Here is a 20,734-nt window from a genome sequence, read left to right on the forward strand (position 1 = left end):
ATGACTGACAACCAAGGCACCACAAGAATCCGCGTCGCCTTCATCGGCACCGGCGGCATCGCCAACGCCCACGCGGAAGCCCTGCAGCAGCAGCCGGGCGTGGAGCTGGCCGTGGCCATCGACATCGACGCATCACGCTCGGAGGCTTTCGCGGCCAAGTGGGGCATCACCGGCACCGCGGCCAGCCTGAAAGAAGCGGCCGACGGCGGCGGGCTGGATCTGGTGGCGATCTGCACCCCGCCGTCGAGCCACTTTCCCCTGGCGCTGGAGGCCCTCGCGCTCGGCCTGCACGCCGTCATCGAAAAGCCGCCGGCACTGTCCTTGAGCCAGATGCGCGAACTGGAAGCGGCCGAAGCCGCGTCCACCGGGTCCCTGAGCTGCATTTTCCAGCACCGGTTCGGCTCCGGCGCCCAGCGGCTGCTGGCCCTGCAGCGCTCCGGCGCCCTGGGCCGGCAGCTCGTGGGAACCTGCAATACGCTCTGGTTCCGGGACCAGCCGTACTTCGATGTGCCGTGGCGCGGGCTCTGGGATGTGGAAGGCGGCGGCCCCACCATGGGCCACGGCATCCACCAGTTCGATCTGCTCCTCCACCTGTGGGGTCCCTGGTCCGAGGTCACGGCCTTCGCCGGCAAGCTCGCCCGGAAGACCGACACCGAGGATGCCTCCGCCGCGGTGGTCCGGTTCGAATCCGGCGCGATCGCCACGATCATCAACTCCGTGATTTCGCCGCGCGAGACCTCGTACCTGAGGCTGGACTACGAAAACGCGACAGTGGAACTTGACCATCTCTACGGCTACGCCGACCACAACTGGACGGTGACTCCGGCACCGGGCCAGGACGCCGTCGTCGGACTCTGGGCCCAGGGTGAGGACACGGAAAGCGGGCACCCGGCGCAGTACGCCGCCATTGTCCAGAGCCTGCAGGGCGGCGCGCCGGCTCCCGTCTCCATCACGGACGCCTATGCCACCATGGAACTGGCCGCCGCCATCTACGCATCCAGCGTCAGCGGAACCACCGTTGCCCGAGGCCAGATTGACGAGGCCAGCCCGTTCTTCACCCGTATGGACGGCCATCTGGAACCCTGGAAACAAGAGGAAGCACTCAGCGCATGAACACCGCAACCGCCCTGTCCTGGCGCGATGACAACCAGTCCCTCACCGTTTCGCTCGGGGACCTGGAGATCGCCACCTACACCTACGATGCCACCGACGAACAACGCGAATCACCGCGCCCGTTCTTCCACCCGCTCCGCACCACCGCCGGCGAAACCGTCAGCGTCTACCGCCCCTGGGACCACGTCTGGCACAAGGGCATCGCGTGGTCGCTGCCGCACTTCGGTGAGGACAACTTCTGGGGCGGCCCCAGCTACCGCCGCGGCGAGGACTACAAGTGGCTGCCCAACAACGGCGCCCAACGGCACGAGCGGGTGATCGGTTCAGGGCTCGACGGCGGCGCGTTCAGTTTCAGCCACGCGCTGAGCTGGTGGACCCAGGCCGGGAAGCACGTGGTGGATGAGACCCGCACCATCCGGATCAGCCCGGGCGCGGACGGCAACTCCTGGACGCTGTTCTTCGAAACGGAGATGACCAACGTCTCCGGGGCCGATATCCAGATCGGCTCCCCCACCACCGAAGGCCGGGAGAACGCCGGCTACGGCGGCCTGTTCTGGCGCGGACCCCGCGAATTTGCCGGCGGCAGGATCGCCGGCCCCGGCGGAGCAACAGGCGAGGCGCTGCGCGGCACCCGCGGACAATGGCTCGCGTTCGTGGGCCAGCACGATGACAGCTGCCGCTTCTCCACCGTGCTGATCGCCGATGACACCGCCAACGCCCAGCACCCGCCCGAATGGTTCGCCCGGTCCGAGCCGTTCGCCTGCTTCGGGCCCGCACCGTTCTTCAGCACGGAAGTCACCTTCGCGGCCGGCACCACCATGAAGAACCGGTACGCCGTAGTGATTGCCGACGGCGACTCCGACGCCGGGCGGCTGGAGAACCTGGCGGCCGCCGCCGGGGACGCCCTGCGCCAGCAGCCGGTGGAGGCCACCGCATGACCGTCACCGGGCAGGTTGCAGCGTTTCCGGGTGCGGTGGCGCTGACCCGGCTCGGCGTCTACGACTGGGAAGCGGCCGACGGCGTCTGCGGCGGCTCCCCGCACCTGCACACCGCCTCCACCGAGGCCTACCTGGTGCTGGGCGGTACCGGACGGGTGGAAACCATCACCGCCTCCGGCTACGAATCCCACGGGCTGGCCCCCAACGATCTGCTGTGGTTCAGCCCGGGAACCATCCACCGGATCATCAACACCGGCAACCTGGATATCCTGGCCATCATGCAGAACGGCGGGCTCCCGGAAGCCGGCGACGCCGTCCTCACCTTCGAGCCAGACATCGTGGCCGACCCGGAGCGGTATGCCCGGACTGCAGCGCTCGACGGCGGCCCGCGCCCGACGTCGGACTCGCTGGGTGACGCTGCACTCACCCGGCGTGACGCGGCCCTGGCCGGCTACCACCGGCTCAAGGAGGCAGCGCAGGCAGGCGACCTCGCCGCCGTCGAACGCTTCCACCGCGACGCCGTCCGGCTGGTCCAGCACCGGGTCCCGGGCTGGCAGGAACTCTGGCGCGGGAGGATCGCGCCCGAAGCCGCGCGGACCGAACAGTGGCTGGCGGACCTGGCCGAAGGCAAACACAGCCATTTCAAGGACGCGGGCGTGTCCCGCACAGCACCGGCCCATCCGGAACGGCTCTTCGGCATGTGCGGCATGCTGCAGAAATGGGACTCAGCCGGCCCCGCCTGAGCCACGGGCGCCCGCGCGGGCTGCGGTGGGGCGGGAGGGATTAGGCTGGAGCCGGATCCCTCCCGCGGACAACCGCTGGAAGAACATCTGAAGGGACGCCGCCATGGTGCAGTCAACAGTAGGCCCGGGCCGGTCGAAGGCCCCCACCATCTACGATGTGGCGGAGCTGGCCGGCGTATCGCACCAGACCGTGTCCCGCTACCTCAAGGACAAAGCCAAGCTCAAACCCGCAACGCTGGACCGCGTGGAAAAGGCCTTGGCTGAACTCAACTACACCCCGAACCTCGCCGCGAGATCCCTGCGGTCCCGCGAGCTGTACCGCCTTGTGGTGATTGTGCCGGAAGCATCCCTGTACTTCCCCCTGCGTATGCTCAACGGTGCCGCGGAGGTGGCGCATGCGGCCGGCTTCCGCATTGATGTGGTGGCGATGGAGGGCACTGCCCAGGCCCGGGCCAGCCGGCTGCAGGGTCTGCTCGCCGGTGATGACGTTGCCGGCATCCTGTCCTTCGTTCCCCGGCCCGCCAAGCTCGGATCCTCCCCTGAGGAGGGGCCCAAAGTTCCCATGGTGGTGGCCGGTGAGTATGACAACCGGATGCGTGCCCGCGGCAGCCTGGCGGACGGCACCTCAGCGGCCAAAATCGTGGAACACCTGGCGTCCCTCGGCCACCGCAATTTCTTCCACGTGGCCGGCCCCTCCGCCTGGCCCTCCGCCCGGAACCGCCTCGCCGTCTACGAGGAAACCATCGCGCAGCTGGGCCTGACCTCACTGGGCGTTGCCGCGGGGGACTGGTCCCCCGCGGCAGGTTACGCCGCCGGCCAGGAGATCGCCGCCCTCCCGGAGGTCACGGCCGTGGTGGCCGCCAACGACACCATGGCCATGGGGGTGATCCGGGCGCTGCACGAGCACGGCATCACCGTGCCGGACCAAATCAGCGTGTTCGGCTGGGACGACATGGCCGAAGCAAAGTACTTCATCCCCTCGATTTCATCGGTCAACATGGACGTGGAGGCGCTGGGCGCCCGGAGCATGGGTGAACTGATCGCCCGGATCCGCGGCGGGCAGCCCACCGACGACGGCCTGACGCTTGCCCCGATGGAACTCGTCTTCCGGGAATCCACCGGCCAGGTCAGGGAAAGCCCCTAGTTTCGGCTCGGGCGCTCTGGCGGCAGCACTTCGTGTTCAACCGTTCCGGCGGCAACGCCCGACGGCGGCGGCGCTGGCTTCCAGCCCGCCGGCCAGCAGTCCCGCCACCACCCCGGCCGCATCGGCGTCCGAGCGGTTCTGGCTGTTCTTCTCCTTGGCTTCGATCCGGGTGATGACGAGTTCGATGCCCACGATGGCGCGCAGCTGACCGGCGATGAAGCGTTCCGGCGCATCGTCCACGGTCCAGGGCTGCTCCCGGCCCGCCTCGTGCAGTCCGGTCAGCTGCCGGACGTGGCGGGCCAGCCAGCCGGCGTCGTCATGGATCACGAGCCTGCCGTAGACGTGCGCCGTGGAGTAGTTCCACGTTGGCACCACACGGCCGTGCTCGGCTTTGGACTCATACCAGGACGGCGAGATGTAGGCGTCCGGACCCTGCACAATGACCATCGCATCGCCAATCGGAGCGCTGGACCACTGCGGGTTGTTCCGCGCCACGTGGGCGTGCAGCGCACCGTGCTCCCCCGCGGCAGGCTCGTAAACGAAGGGCAGCAGCGTGGCCATCAGGCCGTCCTCAGTCATGGTGACCAGGTTGGCCGCGGCAGGGCGGCTGAGGAGCTCTTGGACGGCGGCGGGCCCGGCAGCGAAGTGGGACGGAATATACATGGCAGGGTCCTGTCAGCGGGTGGGGATTGGTTCAGGGAGGATGCCGGCCGCTGGCTTGCGCGGGCGGAAAAGCCGCACTCTTACCGCGGCGCCGGCACAGGCTATGACCGCCAGGCCGCCGATGGCAGTGCTCCAGGTCAGGGCCTCGCCCAGGAGCAGTGCGGCCCAGCAGATGCTCAGGACCGGCTGGATGAGCTGGATCTGGCTGACCTGGGCCATGGGGCCGATGGCGAGGCCGCGGTACCAGGCAAAGAACCCCAGGAACATGCTCACCACACCAAGGTAGGCGAAGGCGCCCCATTGCAACGGTGAGGCCTGCGGCGGCTGCTCGGCAATGGCCATCGCTGCCAGGAACACCATCAGCGGCGAGGCCAGGACCAGCGCCCAGGACACCGTCTGCCACGCCCCAAGCTCCCGCGCCAGCAGCCCGCCTTCGGCGTAGCCGATGGCAGCGGCAACCACTGCGGCCAGGAGCAGCAGGTCCGCCCACTGCAGCCGGCCGATGCCGCCCGCCTGCACAAAGGCGAAGGTGATGGCAGCCAGCGAACCGAGGACCAGGACCGCCCAGAACGCTGCGGGCGGACGCTCACCGGTGCGGAGCACCACTGCCGTGGCGGTGGCCGCGGGCAGCAGGGCGATGACCACGGCGCCGTGGCCGGCTTCCACCGATGTGAGGGCGAAGGAGGTCAGCAGCGGAAAGCCGACGACGACGCCCCCGGCCACCAGCGCCAGCCGCGCCCAGATCCGGGGTGAAGGTAGCCGTTGCCGGGTCAGTGCCAGCGCCGTGGCGGCGAGCACTGCGGCCACCACTGCCCGGCCGGAGCCGATGAACAGCGGCGACAAGGCGGAAACCGCCAGCCGGGTGAACGGCACGGTGAAGGAAAATGCGGCCACGCCCAGCAGTGCCCACCAGATCCCGGTGGCGGTCCGGGGCAGTATCACTGGGCTCACTAAGAGAGTAGCGCTACTATCAGCTTTCATGAACAACGATAGCAGTTCGCGGATCGTTCTGGCACTGCAGCAATGGATGAATGCGGCAGCCCCCGGCTCCCGGTTACCGTCCACCCGGTCGCTGGTCGCGGAGTACCAGGCCAGCCCGGTGACCGTGCAGAAAGCGCTTCAGACCCTGACGGCGCAGGGCCTGATCGAGAGCAGGCCCGGCGTCGGGACGTTCATGCGCGCTGTCCGGACGGCGCGCCCTTCGGACTACGGCTGGCAGACTGCCGCGCTCCGTTCGCCGCAGTCGATGCTGCCCCCGGCATCGAACACCATGCGCGATGTGCCGAACAACGCCATCTCGTTCCATTCGGGATATCCGGACCGGGAGCTCTTGCCGGAGCGGCTGGTCCGGGCTGCCCTGACGCGTGCCGCTCGTGGGGACGCCGCCCTGTCGCGGCCCCCTGCGGCCGGGCTCCCGGAGCTGCAGTCGTGGTTCGCCCAAGAGCTGGGCACCTCCACGCCGGCCGGGATCACTCCGCCCACGCCGAGCGATGTCATTGTGCTGCCGGGCAGCCAGAGCGGGCTCAGCTCGATCTTCAGAGCACTGGTGGGCGCCGGGCAGCCTCTGCTGATGGAGTCACCCACCTACTGGGGTGCCATCCTGGCGGCAGCCCAGACGGGGGTTCGGGTAGTTCCCGTGCCCAGCGGCCCGGAGGGTCCCGATCCGGCCGAGCTGGCCCGCGCCTTTGAGGAGACGGGGGCGCGCGTCTTCTATGCCCAGCCCAATTACGCCAACCCCAGCGGCGCGCAGTGGGCTCCGGGACGGGGAGAGGAGGTCCTCGAGCTGCTGCGCCGGCATGGGGCTTTTATGGTGGAGGACGATTGGGCGCACGATTTCGGTATCTCCACCAGTCCTGTGCCTGTTGCCTCGCGGGACGACTCCGGCCATGTGGTCTACATCCGGTCGCTGACGAAGAGCGTTTCCCCGGCCATCCGCATCGCCGCCGTCATCGCCCGGGGCCCGGCCCGTGAGCGGATCCTTGCCCAGCGCGCCGCCGAGTCCATGTACGTCAGCGGCCTCCTGCAGGCGGCAGCGTTGGATGTGGTGACCCAGCCTGGCTGGCAGACGCACCTGCGCAGCCTCCGCCAGCAGCTCCTGTCCCGCCGGGACCTCCTTGCTGCCAGCCTGCGCCAGCATGTTCCGCAGGCCCACCTTGAAGGCCTGCCCCACGGCGGGCTGAACCTGTGGCTGCGCCTGCCGGACGGGACCGATGCCGCCAAGCTGGCCCGGCGCTGCGAGGATGCTGGGGTCATCATCGCCGCCGGGACGGAGTGGTTCCCGGCCGAACCAGCCGGGCCGTATGTCAGGCTGAACTATTCCGGCCCGAATCCGGGCGCATTTCCTGAGGGCGCACGGATCATCGGGGAGGCGCTGGCAACCGACGCCGCCTAGGGTCCTCGACGCCGGCGCCTAATGCACCGAGCGGTCAGGCGGTTGCCTTGACCAGCTCTTCGCTGGCGTCCCAGAGCCCGCGGGCCAGTTCGGCGTCGTAGGCCTGCGCGTTGGCCTTGGCCAGGGCGCGCTTGTAGTAGTAGGCGCCGGAGATCCAGTCGGTGCCCGCGGTGCCGTTGATCAGCCACAGCAGGGTGTCGGCGCCCTGGTCCGGGGTGAGCATGAAGCGGTTCAGCAGGGTCTTGTAGGCGTGCCGCCACGGGCTGGTGGACTCTGCCGCGAAGTTGGTGCGCACCACGCCCGGGTGGAACGCCGCCGGCGTGATTCCCTGTTCGCCGAAGCGGCGGTGCAGTTCGGATGTGAACAGGATGTTGGCGAGTTTTGCCGTGCCGTAGGCGCGGTTGGTGGAGTACGTGTGTTCGGCGTTGAGGTCGAAGAGGTCCAGTTTGCCGAAGCTGTTGGCGCCGCTGGAGGTGTTGATGACCTTGGCATTGCTGGCCGTCAGGGTGTCCATCAGCAGCGTGGTGAGCAGGAACGGCGCCAGGTGGTTGATCTGGAAGGTGGATTCGTTGCCGTCCACGGTGCGCAGGTGCTTGCCCATGATGCCGCCGGCGTTGTTTGCCAGCACATCGATGCGCGGGTAGTTGTCCTTGAGCTGCGCGGCAAGGGTGCGGACCTGGGCCAGATCAGCGAAATCGCAGACAAAGTAGTCGGCGTCTAGTTCCTTGGCGAGGGCGCGCGTCTTCTCCGCGGAACGCCCGACGACGACCACCCGCTCCCCTGCCTTTGCCAGCGTCCGGGCGGCTGCCGCGCCGATGCCGTCGCTGGCGCCGGTGATCACAATGGTGCGAGGGGTCAAGGGGTGTCCTTTGATTGGTTCGTTCCCGAAAAGGGTGCCGTTGGGACAACGACGGCGGGGCGGCCGGTGTTCCCACCGGCCGCCCCGCGCAGCAATTCTGTCAGCCGTTGGCTCAGGTCAGAGCGCTAACCGGCTAGCCCGGCGAGGAAGAAGAGCACGGCCGCGATGGCGAAGCCCATCACACCGATGAGGGTCTCCATGACGGTCCAGGTCTTCAGGGTGGTCTTGACGTCCATGCCGAAGAAGCGGCCCACCAGCCAGAAGCCGGAGTCATTGACGTGGGAGACCACCACGGAGCCGGCGGCCACGGCGATGACCAGCGCTGCAACCTGCATGCCGGTCAGTCCGGCAATGGCCACGGCCGGGGCGATCAGGCCGGCGGTGGTGGTCAGGGCCACGGTGGCCGAGCCCTGGGCGATGCGCAGGATGGCGGAGATCAGGAAGCCGGCCAGGATGAGCGGGATGCCCAGGTCGCCCAGGACATCGGCCAGTGCGGCGCCGATGCCGGAGGCACGGAGCACGCCGCCGAACATACCGCCGGCGCCGGTGATGAGGATGACCGAGCAGACCGGGCCCAGGGAGGATTCGAGCAGCTTCTCGATGGCGCCGGCGTCCTTGCCGCGGCGGTTGCCCAGGACGAACACGGCCACGAGGACGGCGATCAGCAGGGCCACCGGGGTTTCACCGATGGTGCGGAGGATCTGGAACCACTGTTCGTTTTTGACGTCCTCGGACAGGACGCCGGAGGAGGCCAGGGTGTTCAGGCCGGTGTTGAGGAAGATCAGGACCAGCGGCAGGAGGAGCAGGCCAATGATGGTGCGGAAACGCGGCGGGTGGGACTCGGCCTCGGCGCTGGCGTGGCCCAGGATTTCCGGTACGGGCAGGACCAGCTTCTTGCCGGTCCACAGGCCGAAGAGGTAAGCGGTGACGTACCAGGTGGGGATGGCGGTGATGAGGCCGGCGATCATGACCAGGCCGATGTTGGCGTCGAAGAAGGCAGCGGCGGAGACCGGACCCGGGTGCGGCGGCAGGAAGATGTGCATGACGGAGAACGCGCCGGCAGCCGGGAGGCCGTAGCGCAGTACTCCCCCGCCGAGGCGGTGGGCCACGGCGAAGACCACGGGCAGCATGACCACCAGTCCGGCGTCGAAGAAGATCGGGAAGCCGAAGATCAGGGAGGCCAGGCCGAGGGCGAACGGGGCACGCTTCTCGCCGAACACGCCGATCAGGTAGTCGGCCAGGACTTTGGCGCCGCCGGACGTTTCAACGATCCGGCCGAGCATGGCACCCAGGCCCACCAGGAGCGCCACGGTGCCCAGGGTGGTGCCGAACCCGTTGATTAGGACCGGCACCACCTGGTTGGCGGGGATGCCCGTGGCGAAGGCGGTGGCGAGGCTGATCAGGATCAGGGCAACCAGCGCGTGCATTTTCAGCTGGATGATCAGGAACAGCAGCACTACTATCGATGCCGCGGCGATGAGAAGCAGGGGGCCTGCTCCCAGCGTTTGGGTCCATCCTTCGATGACCATGGTTCTCCTTTGAAACTGGAACTTGTTGGGGGGTGTGAAAGGTTAGGACGCGTGCACGGCGGGGAGCCTCAGCGCGGCGATGATGCCCGCAACAAGCTCCGCCGGGGACTTGGAAATGTCCAGCCGGAGGCTTCCGGTGGCCAGTTCGTCGTCGCTGAGGGGTTCAAGGGCGGCGAACTGGCTGGGCAGGAGCGTGGGCGGCATGAAGTGGCCTTCGCGGCCCTGCATCCGCTCGCTGATCAGGCCCGCTTCGCCGTCCAGGTGCAGGAACAGCACACGGCCTTCCGCCCCGGCGAGCAGGCTGCGGTAGCTCTGCTTGAGGGCGGAGCAGGTCAGCACAGTGCTGCCGCCGGCGCGGGCTTTGGTGCTCATCCAGCCCTGGATCTGCTGCAGCCAGGGCCAGCGGTCCTCGTCCTGCAGGGGAATGCCCTGGGTCATCTTCCCGATGTTGGACTGCGGGTGGAACTCGTCCGCTTCGGCGCAGGCCCAGCCAAGCTGCTGGGACAGGGCGGCAGCAATGGTGGACTTGCCGGAACCGGCAACGCCCATCACCACCAGGTGCGTGGCTGGGTTGTGCATGTTGTACCTCCGAAGAAGACGCCGTTGGCTTAGTGAAAGAAAGCTCGCAGCGCACCGTGTGGAAAGTGCGCCGGGAGATAAGGTATCACCATTTGTGAGCAAAGATACTATCTTTGCGTGTCACAAGTCATACCTTTGGCGTTTCCTTCGGTATTCTGGAAGGGCGCGCAGCGCAGAGGAAGGCAGGAAAGATGTCGACGGCGACACTTCAGGACGCGGACAACACGCACGACGGCGGGGCCTCCCCCGCCATGCACGAGCGCATTCTCGAGGCGGTTGGCCTGGCCATCGCTTCGGGCAGCCTCCCGCCGGGAAGCCGGCTCACCCTTGAGGACCTCCAGCAGGACTACGGAATCTCCCGCACCGTGGCCCGGGACACCATGAAGGTCCTGGAATCCATGAACCTGGTCTACTCCCGCCGCCGGGTGGGCATCGTGGTGCAGGAGCGCGCGCTCTGGAACGTGTTCGACCCCAAGCTGGTGCGGTGGCGCCTCGCCGGTGACCGGCGCGAGATCCAGTACAGCAGCCTCACAGAGCTGCGCATCGCCGTCGAACCCATTGCAGCGGCCGGGGCTGCCCGCCGGGCCAGCGCTGCCGAACGCGCCAGGCTGGTTTCCCTCGCCGCCGATCTGCGGCGGCTGGGCGAGGCCGGCGAGCTGGAGGCGTTCCTGGCGGCCGATATCGAGTTCCACCGCCTGCTGCTGTCCAGCTGCGGCAATGAGATGTTCATGTCGCTGGACGGCATGGTGGCCGAGGTGCTGACCAGCCGGACCCGGCAGGGGCTGATGCCGTTCAAGCCGCGGAACGAAGCCTTGCAGGCCCACGAGGACGTGGCTGCGGCTGTGGCAAACGGGGACGCCGTCAGCGCCGAGGCCGCCATGCAGCACATCCTGAACGAGGTCCGGAACGCCATGGGACTGCACTGACGGCAGCTGGGCTTGCCCAACCCCTTTCCGGGCGCGCCGCATCCGAGTAGCCTGCAAAGTAAGGGCTCAAGAAACGCGGCCCACTTGCTCTGCAGAGGGATCTGTGAGGTAAAAAATGGCCATCACCGGACAGACATCTGAAGGCCTCGCCGACACCGCCGCGCCGGCGGTGGTACCGCGGCGCAAAGGCAGCATGGTGGTCAAGTGGATCACCACCACGGACCACAAGACCATCGGCTACATGTACCTGATCACATCGTTTGTGTTCTTCCTGCTTGCCGGCGTCATGGCACTGCTGATCCGTGCGGAGCTGTTCCAGCCGGGCATGCAGATCCTGCAGACCAAGGAGCAGTACAACCAGCTGTTCACCATGCACGGCATCGCCATGCTGCTGATGTTCGCAACACCGCTGTTTGCCGGGTTCGCGAACTTCGTCATGCCGCTGCAGATCGGCGCGCCGGACGTGGCCTTCCCCCGCCTGAATGCGCTGGCTTTCTGGTTCTTCCTCTTCGGTTCCACCATCGCCATGTCCGGCTTCATCACCCCGCAGGGTGCTGCATCCTTCGGCTGGTTCGCCTACACACCGCTCTCCAACACACTGTTCAGCCCCGGCCTCGGCGGTGACCTGTGGGTATTCGGCCTGATCCTCTCCGGTTTCGGCACCATCCTCGGTGCCGTCAACTTCATCACCACCATCATCTGCATGCGCGCCCCGGGTATGACCATGTGGCGGATGCCGATCTTCACCTGGAACACCCTGGTCACCTCCATCCTGGTGATCATGGCCTTCCCGCCGCTGGCCGCAGCGCTGTTCGCCCTGGGCGCGGACCGCAGGTTCGGTGCCCACATCTACGATCCGGAAAACGGCGGGCCCGTCCTGTACCAGCACCTGTTCTGGTTCTTCGGCCACCCCGAGGTGTACATCATCGCGCTGCCGTTCTTCGGCATCGTCTCGGAGATCTTCCCGGTCTTCAGCCGCAAACCGATCTTCGGCTACAAGGGCCTGATCTACGCGACCATCGCCATCGCCGCCCTGTCCATGACGGTATGGGCCCACCACATGTACGTGACCGGCTCGGTCCTGCTGCCGTTCTTCGCGTTCATGACCATGCTGATTGCCGTACCCACCGGCGTGAAGTTCTTCAACTGGATCGGCACCATGTGGCGCGGTTCGCTGACGTTTGAGACACCCATGCTCTGGAGCCTGGGCTTCATCGTCACGTTCCTGTTCGGCGGGCTGACCGGCATCATCCTGGCCTCACCGCCGCTGGACTTCCACGTCTCGGACTCCTACTTCGTGGTGGCGCACTTCCACTACGTGGTGTTCGGCACCGTGGTGTTCGCCATGTTTGCCGGCTTCTACTTCTGGTGGCCCAAGTTCACCGGCACCATGCTGAACGAACGCCTCGGCAAGATCCACTTCTGGATGCTGTTCCTGGGCTTCCACGGCACGTTCCTCATCCAGCACTGGCTCGGCGTGATGGGCATGCCCCGCCGCTACGCCGACTATCTGGTGGAGGACAACTTCATGTGGATGAACCAGTTCTCCACCTATTCCTCGTTCCTGCTGGGAGCGTCAATGCTGCCGTTCCTCTTCAACGTGTACGTCACGTGGCGCCGCGGCGAGAAGGTGGAAGTTGACGATCCGTGGGGCTTCGGCGCCTCGCTCGAATGGGCCACCTCCTGCCCGCCGCCGCGCCACAACTTCACCTCCCTGCCGCGCATCCGTTCCGAGCGGCCAGCCCTGGACCTGCACCACCCCGAGATCCGCGTCCGCGAACACGAGGCAGTCCACAGCGCCGCGGCTGCGGCCCTTGGAGCCGCCGACATCGGCGAGAAGGACGTGCGCAGCCCGGACCCGGACGAATAAACAGGGTTGGTTTAGAAGAGGCACAAAAAAGCAGGGCCGGTCAGTGACCGGCCCTGCTTTTGAAAATGAAACCCTAAGGCCCCAGAATCTCTAATGAATTAGAGTGCCTGGATGTTGACGGCCTGGGGACCCTTGGGGCCCTGCTCGGTTTCGAAGGAAACCTTCTGGTTCTCTTCGAGTGAGCGGAAGCCGGAAGAGGCGATCGCGGAGTAGTGAGCGAAAACGTCCTGTGAGGAGTCATCGGGGGAAATGAAGCCGAAGCCCTTTTCAGCGTTAAACCATTTGACGGTACCAGTAGCCATTATTTTTGTCCTTCGTGAAGGTGGAGGAAAAGTCCCGACTTTCGGGTCCTCCGGTGTGGGGTGTTCAAAACCGCTACTTCAGAAGAACGCGGACTTTCGACCGCGCGTACTGCCTGAACTACGAACTGCATAAACACAACAACAAAATCAACTGTACAGGAGTTTCCAGGCAGCACTTACCACTGCCAATTCGAGGCCCTGTACCTCGCGACCTGTACCTCCCACCGCAGCGGGCATATCCTGCCAACAGATCCAAGCTGCACCCAACCCCCTGGAGGGAACCATGGAGATGCCCAAAGCGTCCGACGCCGGCAAGGAACGCTTCAGGCTGGCGGTCCCGGACCATCCGGACGTTGTGGTGAAGCCGATGTTCGGCAACCTCGGGGCCTTTGTTAACGGCAACATGTTCGCCGGGCTGTTCGGACCCACCATCGGCGTGAAGCTCGCCGACGGTGACAGGGAAGTCCTCGAAGGCTCAGAGCGGACCGTACCTTTCGGGCCGGCGGAGCGGCCGATGGGCGGCTACACCGGGCTGCCGGAAGTCTGGAATGAAGAGGGCGACGGCGACGACGCCCGCGTGCGCGCCTGGATCGGTAAGGCATACGGCTACGTCGCCACCCTGCCCCCGAAGGCCCCCAAAACGAAGGCCGCCAAAGCCCGGGCACCACAGAAGTAGCCGGATTACCCCTCATCCCCCACGACGCTCTGGCAGCACCTGCAGGTCCGGTCCACTTCTCCCCCACGTAAATGTCGGCGCCGGCGTGTAGCTTAAGCCTGATCAGTCATCCCGTTCGTCAAGCACACCCGTCCCGAGGACGCCATGGATTTCTACGCCATCAACGCCCTGCGCGAGAACCACCCAGGATGGTCCCTGTTGCGGGCGCAGAACGCCCCGCTGGCCATCAGTTTCTTTATGAAGGCCTTCACCGGACCCAACCAGCGGGACATCGGCCGGCAGGAGCTCATCGACCACCTCGACGACGTCCTGTTCGGCCTCCGCGATGTCTACGGCGAGGACAAGTTTCCCCGGCCGGCCGGCGAGTACCTGGACGACTGGGCCGCCACTGAGCGCGCCTGGCTGCGGAAGTACTACGTGCCCGGCCAGGACGAGCCGCACTATGACCTCACTCCCGCCGCCGAGGACGTGGTCCGCTGGGTGGAGAGCCTGCGGGGCAGGGACTTCGTGGCAACCCAGTCGCGGCTGACCAGCATTTTCGCGGTCCTCAAGGCCCTGGTCCAGCAGTCCGAAACCGATCCCGAAGTCAGGCTGGCCGAGCTCCAGCGGCAACGGGACGGTATCGATGCCGAGATGCAGCGGATCAGGGACGGCAACATCAGGGTCATGACAGCCCCCGAGGCGCTGGACCACTTCCAGCAGCTGACGTCACTGGCCAAAGACCTCCTCTCGGATTTCCGCGAAGTGGAGCAGAACTTCCGCAAGCTTGACCGCCAGGTCAGGGAACAGATCGCCACCTGGGACGGCGGCCAGGGCGAGCTCCTGGAGAGCATCTTCGCCAACCAGCAGGGCATCAGCAGTTCCCTGCAGGGCCGCACGTTCCAGGGCTTCTGGGACTACCTCATGTCCCCGCAGCTTCGCGCGGAACTGCAGGACCTGCTGCAACGGGCCACCCGGATCGAGGCACTCTCAGGTGTGGCGGACCTGCACGCGGTGACCAGGCTCCACCAGGACTGGCTGCCCGCCGTGGACCAGACCCAGGCCACTGTCCGGCAGCTCTCCGAGCAGATGCGCCGGCTGCTGGATGACAAGGTCTTCCTCGAAAACAAACGCATCATGCGGCTGATCCGCAGCATCGAGTCCGGTGCGTTGGGCACCCGGGAGGCCCCGCCGTCGGGCGTCTTTATGGAGATCGCCGCGCAGTCGGTGGACGTAGCGCTGCCTTTTGACAGGCCCCTGTATGAGCCCAGCCGGAAGGTGATGGTGGACGACGACGTCGTCACGGCGGACGATGCCGACGTGGACGCCGGCGCCCTGTTCAGTCAATTCCATGTTGACAAGGAGCGGCTGAAATCGAACGTCGACGCCGTCCTGGCCGATGCCGAACAGGCCACCCTGGTGGAGATCACGCAGGCCCATCCGCTGCAGCAGGGGCTAGCGGAGATCGTGGCGTACTACCAGCTGGCCAGCGAATCCGAATGGGCCAGCATCCATGACGAAGTACCCCAGCAGCTGTCCTGGGAACTCCCGGACGGCAGCATCCGCGAAGCAACCATCGACCAGATCATCTTTGTGAGGCCGGCATGAATCCCACCGAAACGTTGGACGCAACTGAGACTACCGAGAGCCGCACGCCCGGGGAACTTCCCGGCGTTGTGACCAGGCTGTTCCGGGGCGTGCTGTACGCGGAGTCGGACGAGAAAGTCTGGCAGTCGCTGATCGGGCTGGAGTCGCAGGCCCGGGACTATGTCTCCGTGCTGGGGCTGGACCTGATCCTGGACGAGTCGGAAGGCTACGCGTTCCTCAGGTCCCGGGAAGATCCGGAGGGAGATCTCCCCCGCCTTATTCAGCGGCGGCGGCTCACGTTCGACGTCAGCCTGCTGCTGGCGCTGCTGCGTGGCCGCATGCTGGAGTTCGACACCAACAGCAGCGAACTCCGGCTGGTCATGACCGAGCAGGAGATCGTGGACATGGTGGCCGTCTTCCTGCCCGAATCCAGCAATCAGGCCAAGATCCTGGACAAACTGGGCACCAACATCAAGAAGGTGGTGGAGCTGGGCTTCCTGCGCAGGATGAGCGGGCAGACCGGCACGTACGAGGTTGCCCGGATCCTGAAGGCCTATGTGGATGCGCAGTGGCTGGAGGAGTTCGACGCGCGGCTGGCTGACTACCGCGCGTCGCTGGAGGGGCCAACGGGTCCTACCGCCGGAACCACCGCCCCGAACACCACAGAAGGGGACCTCCCGTGACCGCCGATCTGCAGGACAGCCTCTTCAGCCTCGAAGAACCCGCCGAAGAAGTATCGGAGCAGGGCACAACGGACGACGCCGGGACTCCCCCGGGTTACCGCCTGCACCGCCTGGAGCTGCTCAACTGGGGCACGTTCCACCAGGGTGTCCGGACGTTCCGCCTGGATGGAGCGAACAGCCTGCTCACCGGTGACATCGGCTCGGGCAAGTCCACTGTGGTGGATGCGATCACCACGCTCCTGCTGCCCGCCAACAAGATCGAGTACAACAAGGCCGCAGGCGCGCAGAAAAAGGAACGCAGCCTCATGTCCTACGTGCGGGGCTACCACAAGAGCACCCGCAGCACCGGTGGCGAAAACTCCAAACCGGTGTCCCTGCGCGGAACGGGCGCACTCACCGTGGTGCTCGCCGTTTTCCACAACGCCGTGCTGGGCAAGTCGGTCACCCTCGCCATCACCCTGTGGGCCGTCCAGGAGGCAGGGCAGCCGAGCCGCTTCTACTCGCTGGCCGAAACAGACCAGACCATCGCTGCGGACTTCTCCAACTTCGGCCAGGACCCCGCCAAGCTGAAGCGGAAACTCAAGGCCGCCGGCGCCGCAGTGCACGACACCTTCGAACCCTATGCGGCCGCTTTTAAGAGGCAGTTCGGCATCAGCGGAAACCAGGCCATGGAGCTGTTCCACCGGACGGTGTCCATGAAGCAGGTGGAGAACATCACCCACTTTGTGCGCACCAACATGCTGGACGAGGACGACGTCGAAACCCGGATCGGCAACCTGATCCACCACTTCGACGACCTCAAGAAAGCCCACGGCGCCGTGCTGCGGGCCAAGGACCAGATCAGCCTTTTGACCCCCATCCGCGACGGCGCCGCCAGGCACGCAAAGCTGACGCTCGAAGACAACCTGGCCCGGGCGCAGCGGGACCAGCTGCACCCGTGGTTCACCAACCAGCGGCTCGTCCTCAGCCTGGAACACCAGAAGGAGCTGGAGAGCACAGGGAAACGGCTTAGCGAGGACAACACGGCCCTCACTTCCCGGATCACCGAGGTCCGGCACGAGCTGACCGCCGTGGCCGAGGATATCCGCACGAACGGCGGCGGAAGGCTGGCGGCCATCGACGCCGACGTCGCCCGCCTGGGCACCGAAGCCGGCGCACAGCGGACCCGCTACCAGACCTACGCCGCAGCAGCAGCCGAACTGGGCCTCCGGGCGCCGGCGGACCGGGTGCTGTTCGACGGCAACCGGGACGCGCTGGCCGCCGTCGAAACCGGTCTCGCCGAACAGTACAGCGCTCTCCAGGAGGAACGCACAGAGCTGACCATGACGCGCACGGTTCTGAACTCCCGCGCCACCGATTTCAGGGCCGAACTGACCAGCCTCCAGTCGCGGCGGAACCTGCTGCCGCTGGACCAGCTGCGCATCAGAGGACGGCTCTGCGAGGGAACCGGCGTGCCGGAGAAGGCGCTGCCGTTCGTGGGCGAGCTGCTGCGCGTCCGCGACGGCGAATCCGGCTGGGAGGGCGCGGCGGAACGGACGCTGCGCGGATTCGCCCTGTCCCTGCTGGTGCCGGCCGAGCACTACGCGGCGGTGAGCAGCTGGGTGGATACGAACAACCTCAAGGGCCGGCTGGTCTACCTGAAGGTTGGCGACTCGCACTCGCCCAGGGCCGCGGAGCCAGGAACGCTGGGCGCCAAAATCGGCATCAAGCAGGGCACACCGTTCCGAGATTTCCTGATGGAGGAGCTCGCCGGCCGGTTCGACTACGTCTGCTGCGACTCGCTGGCGGATTTCCGCCGCTTCCCCAAAGCACTGACAGCCAATGGCCAGCTCAAGGGCGGACGCGGCCGGCATGAAAAGGATGACCGCAAGGACCTGGCAGACCGGCGGAACTATGTCCTGGGCTGGGACAACCAGGACAAGATCAACCGGTTCCTGGCCGAGATGGACGAGGTTACAGGCCAGCTGCGGGTGGCGGACACACAGCTCGCCAAGGTGGACCGGCGGCTGGGCGATATCGGCCGGAAGAACCAGCAGCTCGGCACCGTCCGGTCTGTGGCCGATTTCGGCGAGATCAGCTGGGAACTGACCGCCCGGCGGATCGAGGAACTCAAGGAGGAGCGCCGGCAACTGGAGTCGGCCAGCGACGTCCTGCAGGAGCTGGCGGCCAAGGAAACAGCCCTGAACCTGGATCTGCGCCGCCTCGAGGAGCGCGCCGCCAAACTCCAGCAGCGGATCGGCGCGAACAATACGGATGCGGAAAACCTCGCCGAGGCCATCGCGGAGTGCCGCGCCCTGCTGAGTGAAGAGCCGTTGACGGACGACGCCGGCGTGCTGGCCGCGGTGGCCGGCCTTGCGGCAGCGGCGCCCGGCGAGAAGGTGCTCACCTACAAGAACACGGTGGCCGTGGAGAGTGCAGTGCGGGCCCGCCTGACCGCGGACATTGATGCGCTGTCCAAACGGCTGGCGACGGCGGAAACCAACACCGTGCGGCTGATGGCGGATTTCCGGAACAAATACCGGACTGAAACCACGGAAATCGATGCCTCGCTGGATGCTGCCGGGGAGTACAACCGGCTGCTGGACCAGCTGGAGAAGAACGATCTGCCCAAGTTCGAGGCGCATTTCAAGGAGTCGCTGAACCAGAACACCATCCACGAGGTGGTGGCCTTCAACGCGTTCCTGGACAGCCGCCGGCAGGACATCGTGAACCGGATTACCGAGATCAACCTGTCGCTGGCCACTATTGAGTACAACCGCGGCCGGCACATCCAGCTGGAGCACCAGAACAGCACGGACCTGGATGTGCGCCAGTTCGGAGCGGACCTGCGGGCCTGTTCGGAGGGCACCATCGGGGACGATGACCAGTACTCGGAGCAGAAGTACCTGCAGGTGGAGCGCCTGATTGAACGGTTCCGTGGCCGCGACGGGTTCACCAATCTGGACGAACGGTGGACGGCCAAGGTCACGGACGTGCGGAACTGGTTCACGTTCTCGGCCTCAGAGAAGTGGACCGAAACCGGCGAGGAGTTCGAGCACTTCACCGATTCGGGCGGCAAGTCCGGCGGGCAGAAGGAGAAGCTGGCGTACACCATCCTGGCCGCGGCGCTGGCGTTCCAGTTCGGGCTGGGGGCCGGCCAGGGTGCGGCGGCGGGTGCGGCGGCGGGCGCCGGCAAGGGCGCCGGCAAGGGCCGCAGTTTCCGGTTTGTGGTGATCGACGAGGCATTCGGCCGCGGCTCCGACGAGTCGGCCAGGTACGGTCTGGAGCTGTTCCAGCGGATGAAGCTGCAGCTGTTGATCGTCACTCCCCTGCAGAAGATCCACGTGATCGAACCGTTTGTGGCGCACGTGGGCTTCGTTGCGAACACCAACGGCAACGATTCCCAGCTGCGGAACATGACCATCCAGGAGTACCGGGACGAACGGGACCGCCGTGCCGGCTGAGGGTTCGGGCCGGGGATCTTCTGGCGCTGCCCAGGGCTGGACCACTCTGGCGGACCTGCAGGCGCTATCCCTGAAAGCCTGGAACAGCGGCGCGCTGCTGCGCGAACTGGTGGAACCCGCCGGACTGTACCCGCGCCGTCGTCCGTTGAAGCGTCCGACGGCGGCCACTCTCCGGAGTGATTACGCTGCGGCCCGTGCGTGGGCGGCCGAGCTGGCTGCCGCCGCCGGCCGCTTCAGTCTGGAGACAGCTGAGGTGGGCCGCACCACGATCGGCGCCAACCAGCTGCCGGCCGCTGCGGTTTATGAGGCCGCGGAGGACGAGATCGCGTTTGTGGGCAGGACGAAAGAGGCAGCCCGGTTCGTGGAGCTGGCTGCAGGGCTGGCGGCGCTGGATCCGGCGTTCCGCCGCTGGGCGCTGCGGCGGCCGCTGAAGCTGCTGGAACTCGGGGCGGACGCTCTGACGGCGGCACGGGTGGCCCTGTGGCTTCGGGACAATCCCGGTCCCGGCATTTACGTGCGTCAGCTGAGCCTGGCCGGGGTACACACCAAGTTCGTCGAGACCCACCGGGCCGTGATCGGCGAGCTTGCTGGTGTTCTTTTGGCCACGGCGGATGCGCTGGACCCGGCCATGGATCCCGCGGAGGACGCGGTCCTCACTGAAAGCCCGGCCGAACCCGGCTCGCTGCTTGGCCTTGCGCCGGCAAGGACCCCTGCGGCGCGCTTCGCGGCGGGCCACGGCTTCCTGCATCCGCCCGAACTGGTCAGGTTCCGCCTGCTGGATCCGGACATGCAGCTGCTGGGCCAGGCCCGGGACCTGGCCGTCACCGCTGAGGCGTTCAGCACGCTAGACCTGCCGGTCCAAAAGGTGCTCATCACCGAGAACCTGGTCAATTTCCTGGCCCTCCCCGCCCGCCCGGACACGCTGGCGATCTACGGCGGAGGCTATGGCTTCTCGTCGCTGCGGGACGCGGAGTGGCTGCGCAACTGCGAAGTCCTCTATTGGGGGGACCTGGACACCCATGGTTTCCGGATCCTGGACCAGCTCCGGGCGGTCCATCCGCACGTGGCCAGCGTGCTGATGGACCAGGCCACGCTGCTGGCACACCGTGACGTGTGGGGCACGGAGCCTGCGCCGTCCCGTGCGGCGCTCACTCGGCTGACGGCCGGGGAATCTGCGCTGTACGACGCTTTGCGCGGGGACACCTTCGGCACCGCCGTCAGGCTGGAGCAGGAGCTGATCCGTTGGGACTGGGCGCTGGCAAGAACCGGCGGTTGAGCCAATAAGGCCGGAGACAGAGGTACTGCGGA

The 20,734-nt window shown here is 66.6% G+C and carries 18 protein-coding genes; 12 read left to right on the forward strand and 6 right to left on the reverse strand.

Annotation, left to right across the window (positions count from 1 at the left end; translation table 11 throughout):
* The 4 genes from ACP7AX_RS01000 (at position 1) to ACP7AX_RS01015 (ending at position 3,938) form a co-directional block, all read left to right on the forward strand.
* Positions 1 to 1,113: a Gfo/Idh/MocA family protein gene (locus ACP7AX_RS01000; RefSeq protein ID WP_426225041.1), complete on the forward strand. Its 1,113-nt coding sequence runs from the start codon at positions 1 to 3 to the stop codon at positions 1,111 to 1,113.
* Positions 1,110 to 2,051 (forward strand): PmoA family protein, encoded by a 942-nt coding sequence (locus ACP7AX_RS01005; protein ID WP_426225042.1) that lies wholly within the window; start codon positions 1,110 to 1,112, stop codon positions 2,049 to 2,051. Before ACP7AX_RS01000 ends, ACP7AX_RS01005 begins: the two co-directional genes overlap by 4 nt.
* Positions 2,048 to 2,794 carry a cupin domain-containing protein gene (locus tag ACP7AX_RS01010; RefSeq protein ID WP_426225043.1) on the forward strand — a complete coding sequence of 249 codons (747 nt, stop codon included), beginning with the start codon at positions 2,048 to 2,050 and terminating at the stop codon, positions 2,792 to 2,794. The genes ACP7AX_RS01005 and ACP7AX_RS01010 overlap by 4 nt, the downstream gene beginning before the upstream one ends.
* Positions 2,795 to 2,897: 103 nt before the next feature.
* Complete coding sequence (locus tag ACP7AX_RS01015; RefSeq protein WP_426225044.1) at positions 2,898 to 3,938, forward strand: LacI family DNA-binding transcriptional regulator; 1,041 nt, start codon at positions 2,898 to 2,900, stop codon at positions 3,936 to 3,938.
* A gap of 36 nt (positions 3,939 to 3,974) precedes the next feature.
* Here ACP7AX_RS01015 and ACP7AX_RS01020 read toward each other — a convergent pair whose 3' ends face one another.
* Together ACP7AX_RS01020 and ACP7AX_RS01025 are read right to left on the reverse strand one after the other, a co-directional pair.
* Positions 3,975 to 4,601 (reverse strand): FMN-binding negative transcriptional regulator, encoded by a 627-nt coding sequence (locus tag ACP7AX_RS01020; RefSeq protein ID WP_426225045.1) that lies wholly within the window; start codon positions 4,599 to 4,601, stop codon positions 3,975 to 3,977.
* A 12-nt stretch (positions 4,602 to 4,613) separates the two neighbouring features.
* Complete coding sequence (locus tag ACP7AX_RS01025) at positions 4,614 to 5,582, reverse strand: DMT family transporter (protein ID WP_426225046.1); 969 nt, start codon at positions 5,580 to 5,582, stop codon at positions 4,614 to 4,616.
* Here ACP7AX_RS01025 and ACP7AX_RS01030 point away from each other — a divergent pair.
* The gene (locus ACP7AX_RS01030) at positions 5,581 to 6,993 is read left to right on the forward strand and encodes a PLP-dependent aminotransferase family protein (RefSeq protein ID WP_426225047.1); all 1,413 of its coding nucleotides are present in this window, start codon (positions 5,581 to 5,583) and stop codon (positions 6,991 to 6,993) included. The genes ACP7AX_RS01025 and ACP7AX_RS01030 overlap by 2 nt on opposite strands.
* Positions 6,994 to 7,027: 34 nt before the next feature.
* Here the strand turns inward: ACP7AX_RS01030 and ACP7AX_RS01035 are convergent, their stop codons facing one another.
* The 3 genes from ACP7AX_RS01035 to ACP7AX_RS01045 all read right to left on the reverse strand — a co-directional run bounded on the left by ACP7AX_RS01035 (position 7,028) and on the right by ACP7AX_RS01045 (position 9,960).
* Positions 7,028 to 7,852, reverse strand: a complete 825-nt coding sequence (locus ACP7AX_RS01035; protein ID WP_426225048.1) for an SDR family NAD(P)-dependent oxidoreductase — start codon at positions 7,850 to 7,852, stop codon at positions 7,028 to 7,030.
* Between the two features lie 125 nt (positions 7,853 to 7,977).
* Positions 7,978 to 9,381: a gluconate:H+ symporter gene (locus ACP7AX_RS01040; RefSeq protein WP_131682192.1), complete on the reverse strand. Its 1,404-nt coding sequence runs from the start codon at positions 9,379 to 9,381 to the stop codon at positions 7,978 to 7,980.
* 42 nt (positions 9,382 to 9,423) lie between these two features.
* On the reverse strand, positions 9,424 to 9,960 hold the full coding sequence (locus tag ACP7AX_RS01045) for a gluconokinase (protein WP_426225049.1): 537 nt from the start codon (positions 9,958 to 9,960) through the stop codon (positions 9,424 to 9,426).
* 191 nt (positions 9,961 to 10,151) lie between these two features.
* On the opposite strand from ACP7AX_RS01045, the gene ACP7AX_RS01050 reads away from it, so the two are divergent.
* Both ACP7AX_RS01050 and ctaD read left to right on the forward strand, forming a co-directional pair.
* Positions 10,152 to 10,886, forward strand: coding sequence for an FCD domain-containing protein (locus ACP7AX_RS01050; RefSeq protein ID WP_131682194.1), 735 nt, complete (start codon positions 10,152 to 10,154; stop codon positions 10,884 to 10,886).
* A 115-nt stretch (positions 10,887 to 11,001) separates the two neighbouring features.
* Positions 11,002 to 12,756 (forward strand): cytochrome c oxidase subunit I, encoded by a 1,755-nt coding sequence (gene ctaD, locus ACP7AX_RS01055; RefSeq protein WP_426225050.1) that lies wholly within the window; start codon positions 11,002 to 11,004, stop codon positions 12,754 to 12,756.
* 98 nt (positions 12,757 to 12,854) lie between these two features.
* On the opposite strand, the gene ACP7AX_RS01060 is transcribed toward ctaD, so the two are convergent.
* Entirely contained in the window at positions 12,855 to 13,058 is a 204-nt protein-coding gene (locus tag ACP7AX_RS01060) for a cold-shock protein (protein ID WP_024365339.1), read from the reverse strand.
* Between the two features lie 283 nt (positions 13,059 to 13,341).
* Between ACP7AX_RS01060 and ACP7AX_RS01065 the strand changes: the two genes are divergently transcribed.
* The 5 genes from ACP7AX_RS01065 to ACP7AX_RS01085 all read left to right on the forward strand — a co-directional run bounded on the left by ACP7AX_RS01065 (position 13,342) and on the right by ACP7AX_RS01085 (position 20,702).
* Complete coding sequence (locus ACP7AX_RS01065) at positions 13,342 to 13,734, forward strand: TfoX/Sxy family protein (RefSeq protein ID WP_426225051.1); 393 nt, start codon at positions 13,342 to 13,344, stop codon at positions 13,732 to 13,734.
* Between the two features lie 144 nt (positions 13,735 to 13,878).
* On the forward strand, positions 13,879 to 15,321 hold the full coding sequence (locus ACP7AX_RS01070) for a DUF3375 domain-containing protein (protein ID WP_426225052.1): 1,443 nt from the start codon (positions 13,879 to 13,881) through the stop codon (positions 15,319 to 15,321).
* Complete coding sequence (locus tag ACP7AX_RS01075; protein WP_131682198.1) at positions 15,318 to 15,983, forward strand: DUF4194 domain-containing protein; 666 nt, start codon at positions 15,318 to 15,320, stop codon at positions 15,981 to 15,983. The genes ACP7AX_RS01070 and ACP7AX_RS01075 overlap by 4 nt, the downstream gene beginning before the upstream one ends.
* Positions 15,980 to 19,426, forward strand: a complete 3,447-nt coding sequence (locus ACP7AX_RS01080; protein WP_426225053.1) for an ATP-binding protein — start codon at positions 15,980 to 15,982, stop codon at positions 19,424 to 19,426. Before ACP7AX_RS01075 ends, ACP7AX_RS01080 begins: the two co-directional genes overlap by 4 nt.
* Complete coding sequence (locus ACP7AX_RS01085) at positions 19,416 to 20,702, forward strand: Wadjet anti-phage system protein JetD domain-containing protein (protein ID WP_426225054.1); 1,287 nt, start codon at positions 19,416 to 19,418, stop codon at positions 20,700 to 20,702. Before ACP7AX_RS01080 ends, ACP7AX_RS01085 begins: the two co-directional genes overlap by 11 nt.
* The last annotated feature ends 32 nt before the right edge of the window (positions 20,703 to 20,734 follow it).

It is taken from the genome of Pseudarthrobacter sp. DSP2-3-2b1 (genome assembly GCF_049895945.1).
Classification (GTDB): Bacteria; Actinomycetota; Actinomycetes; order Actinomycetales; family Micrococcaceae; genus Arthrobacter.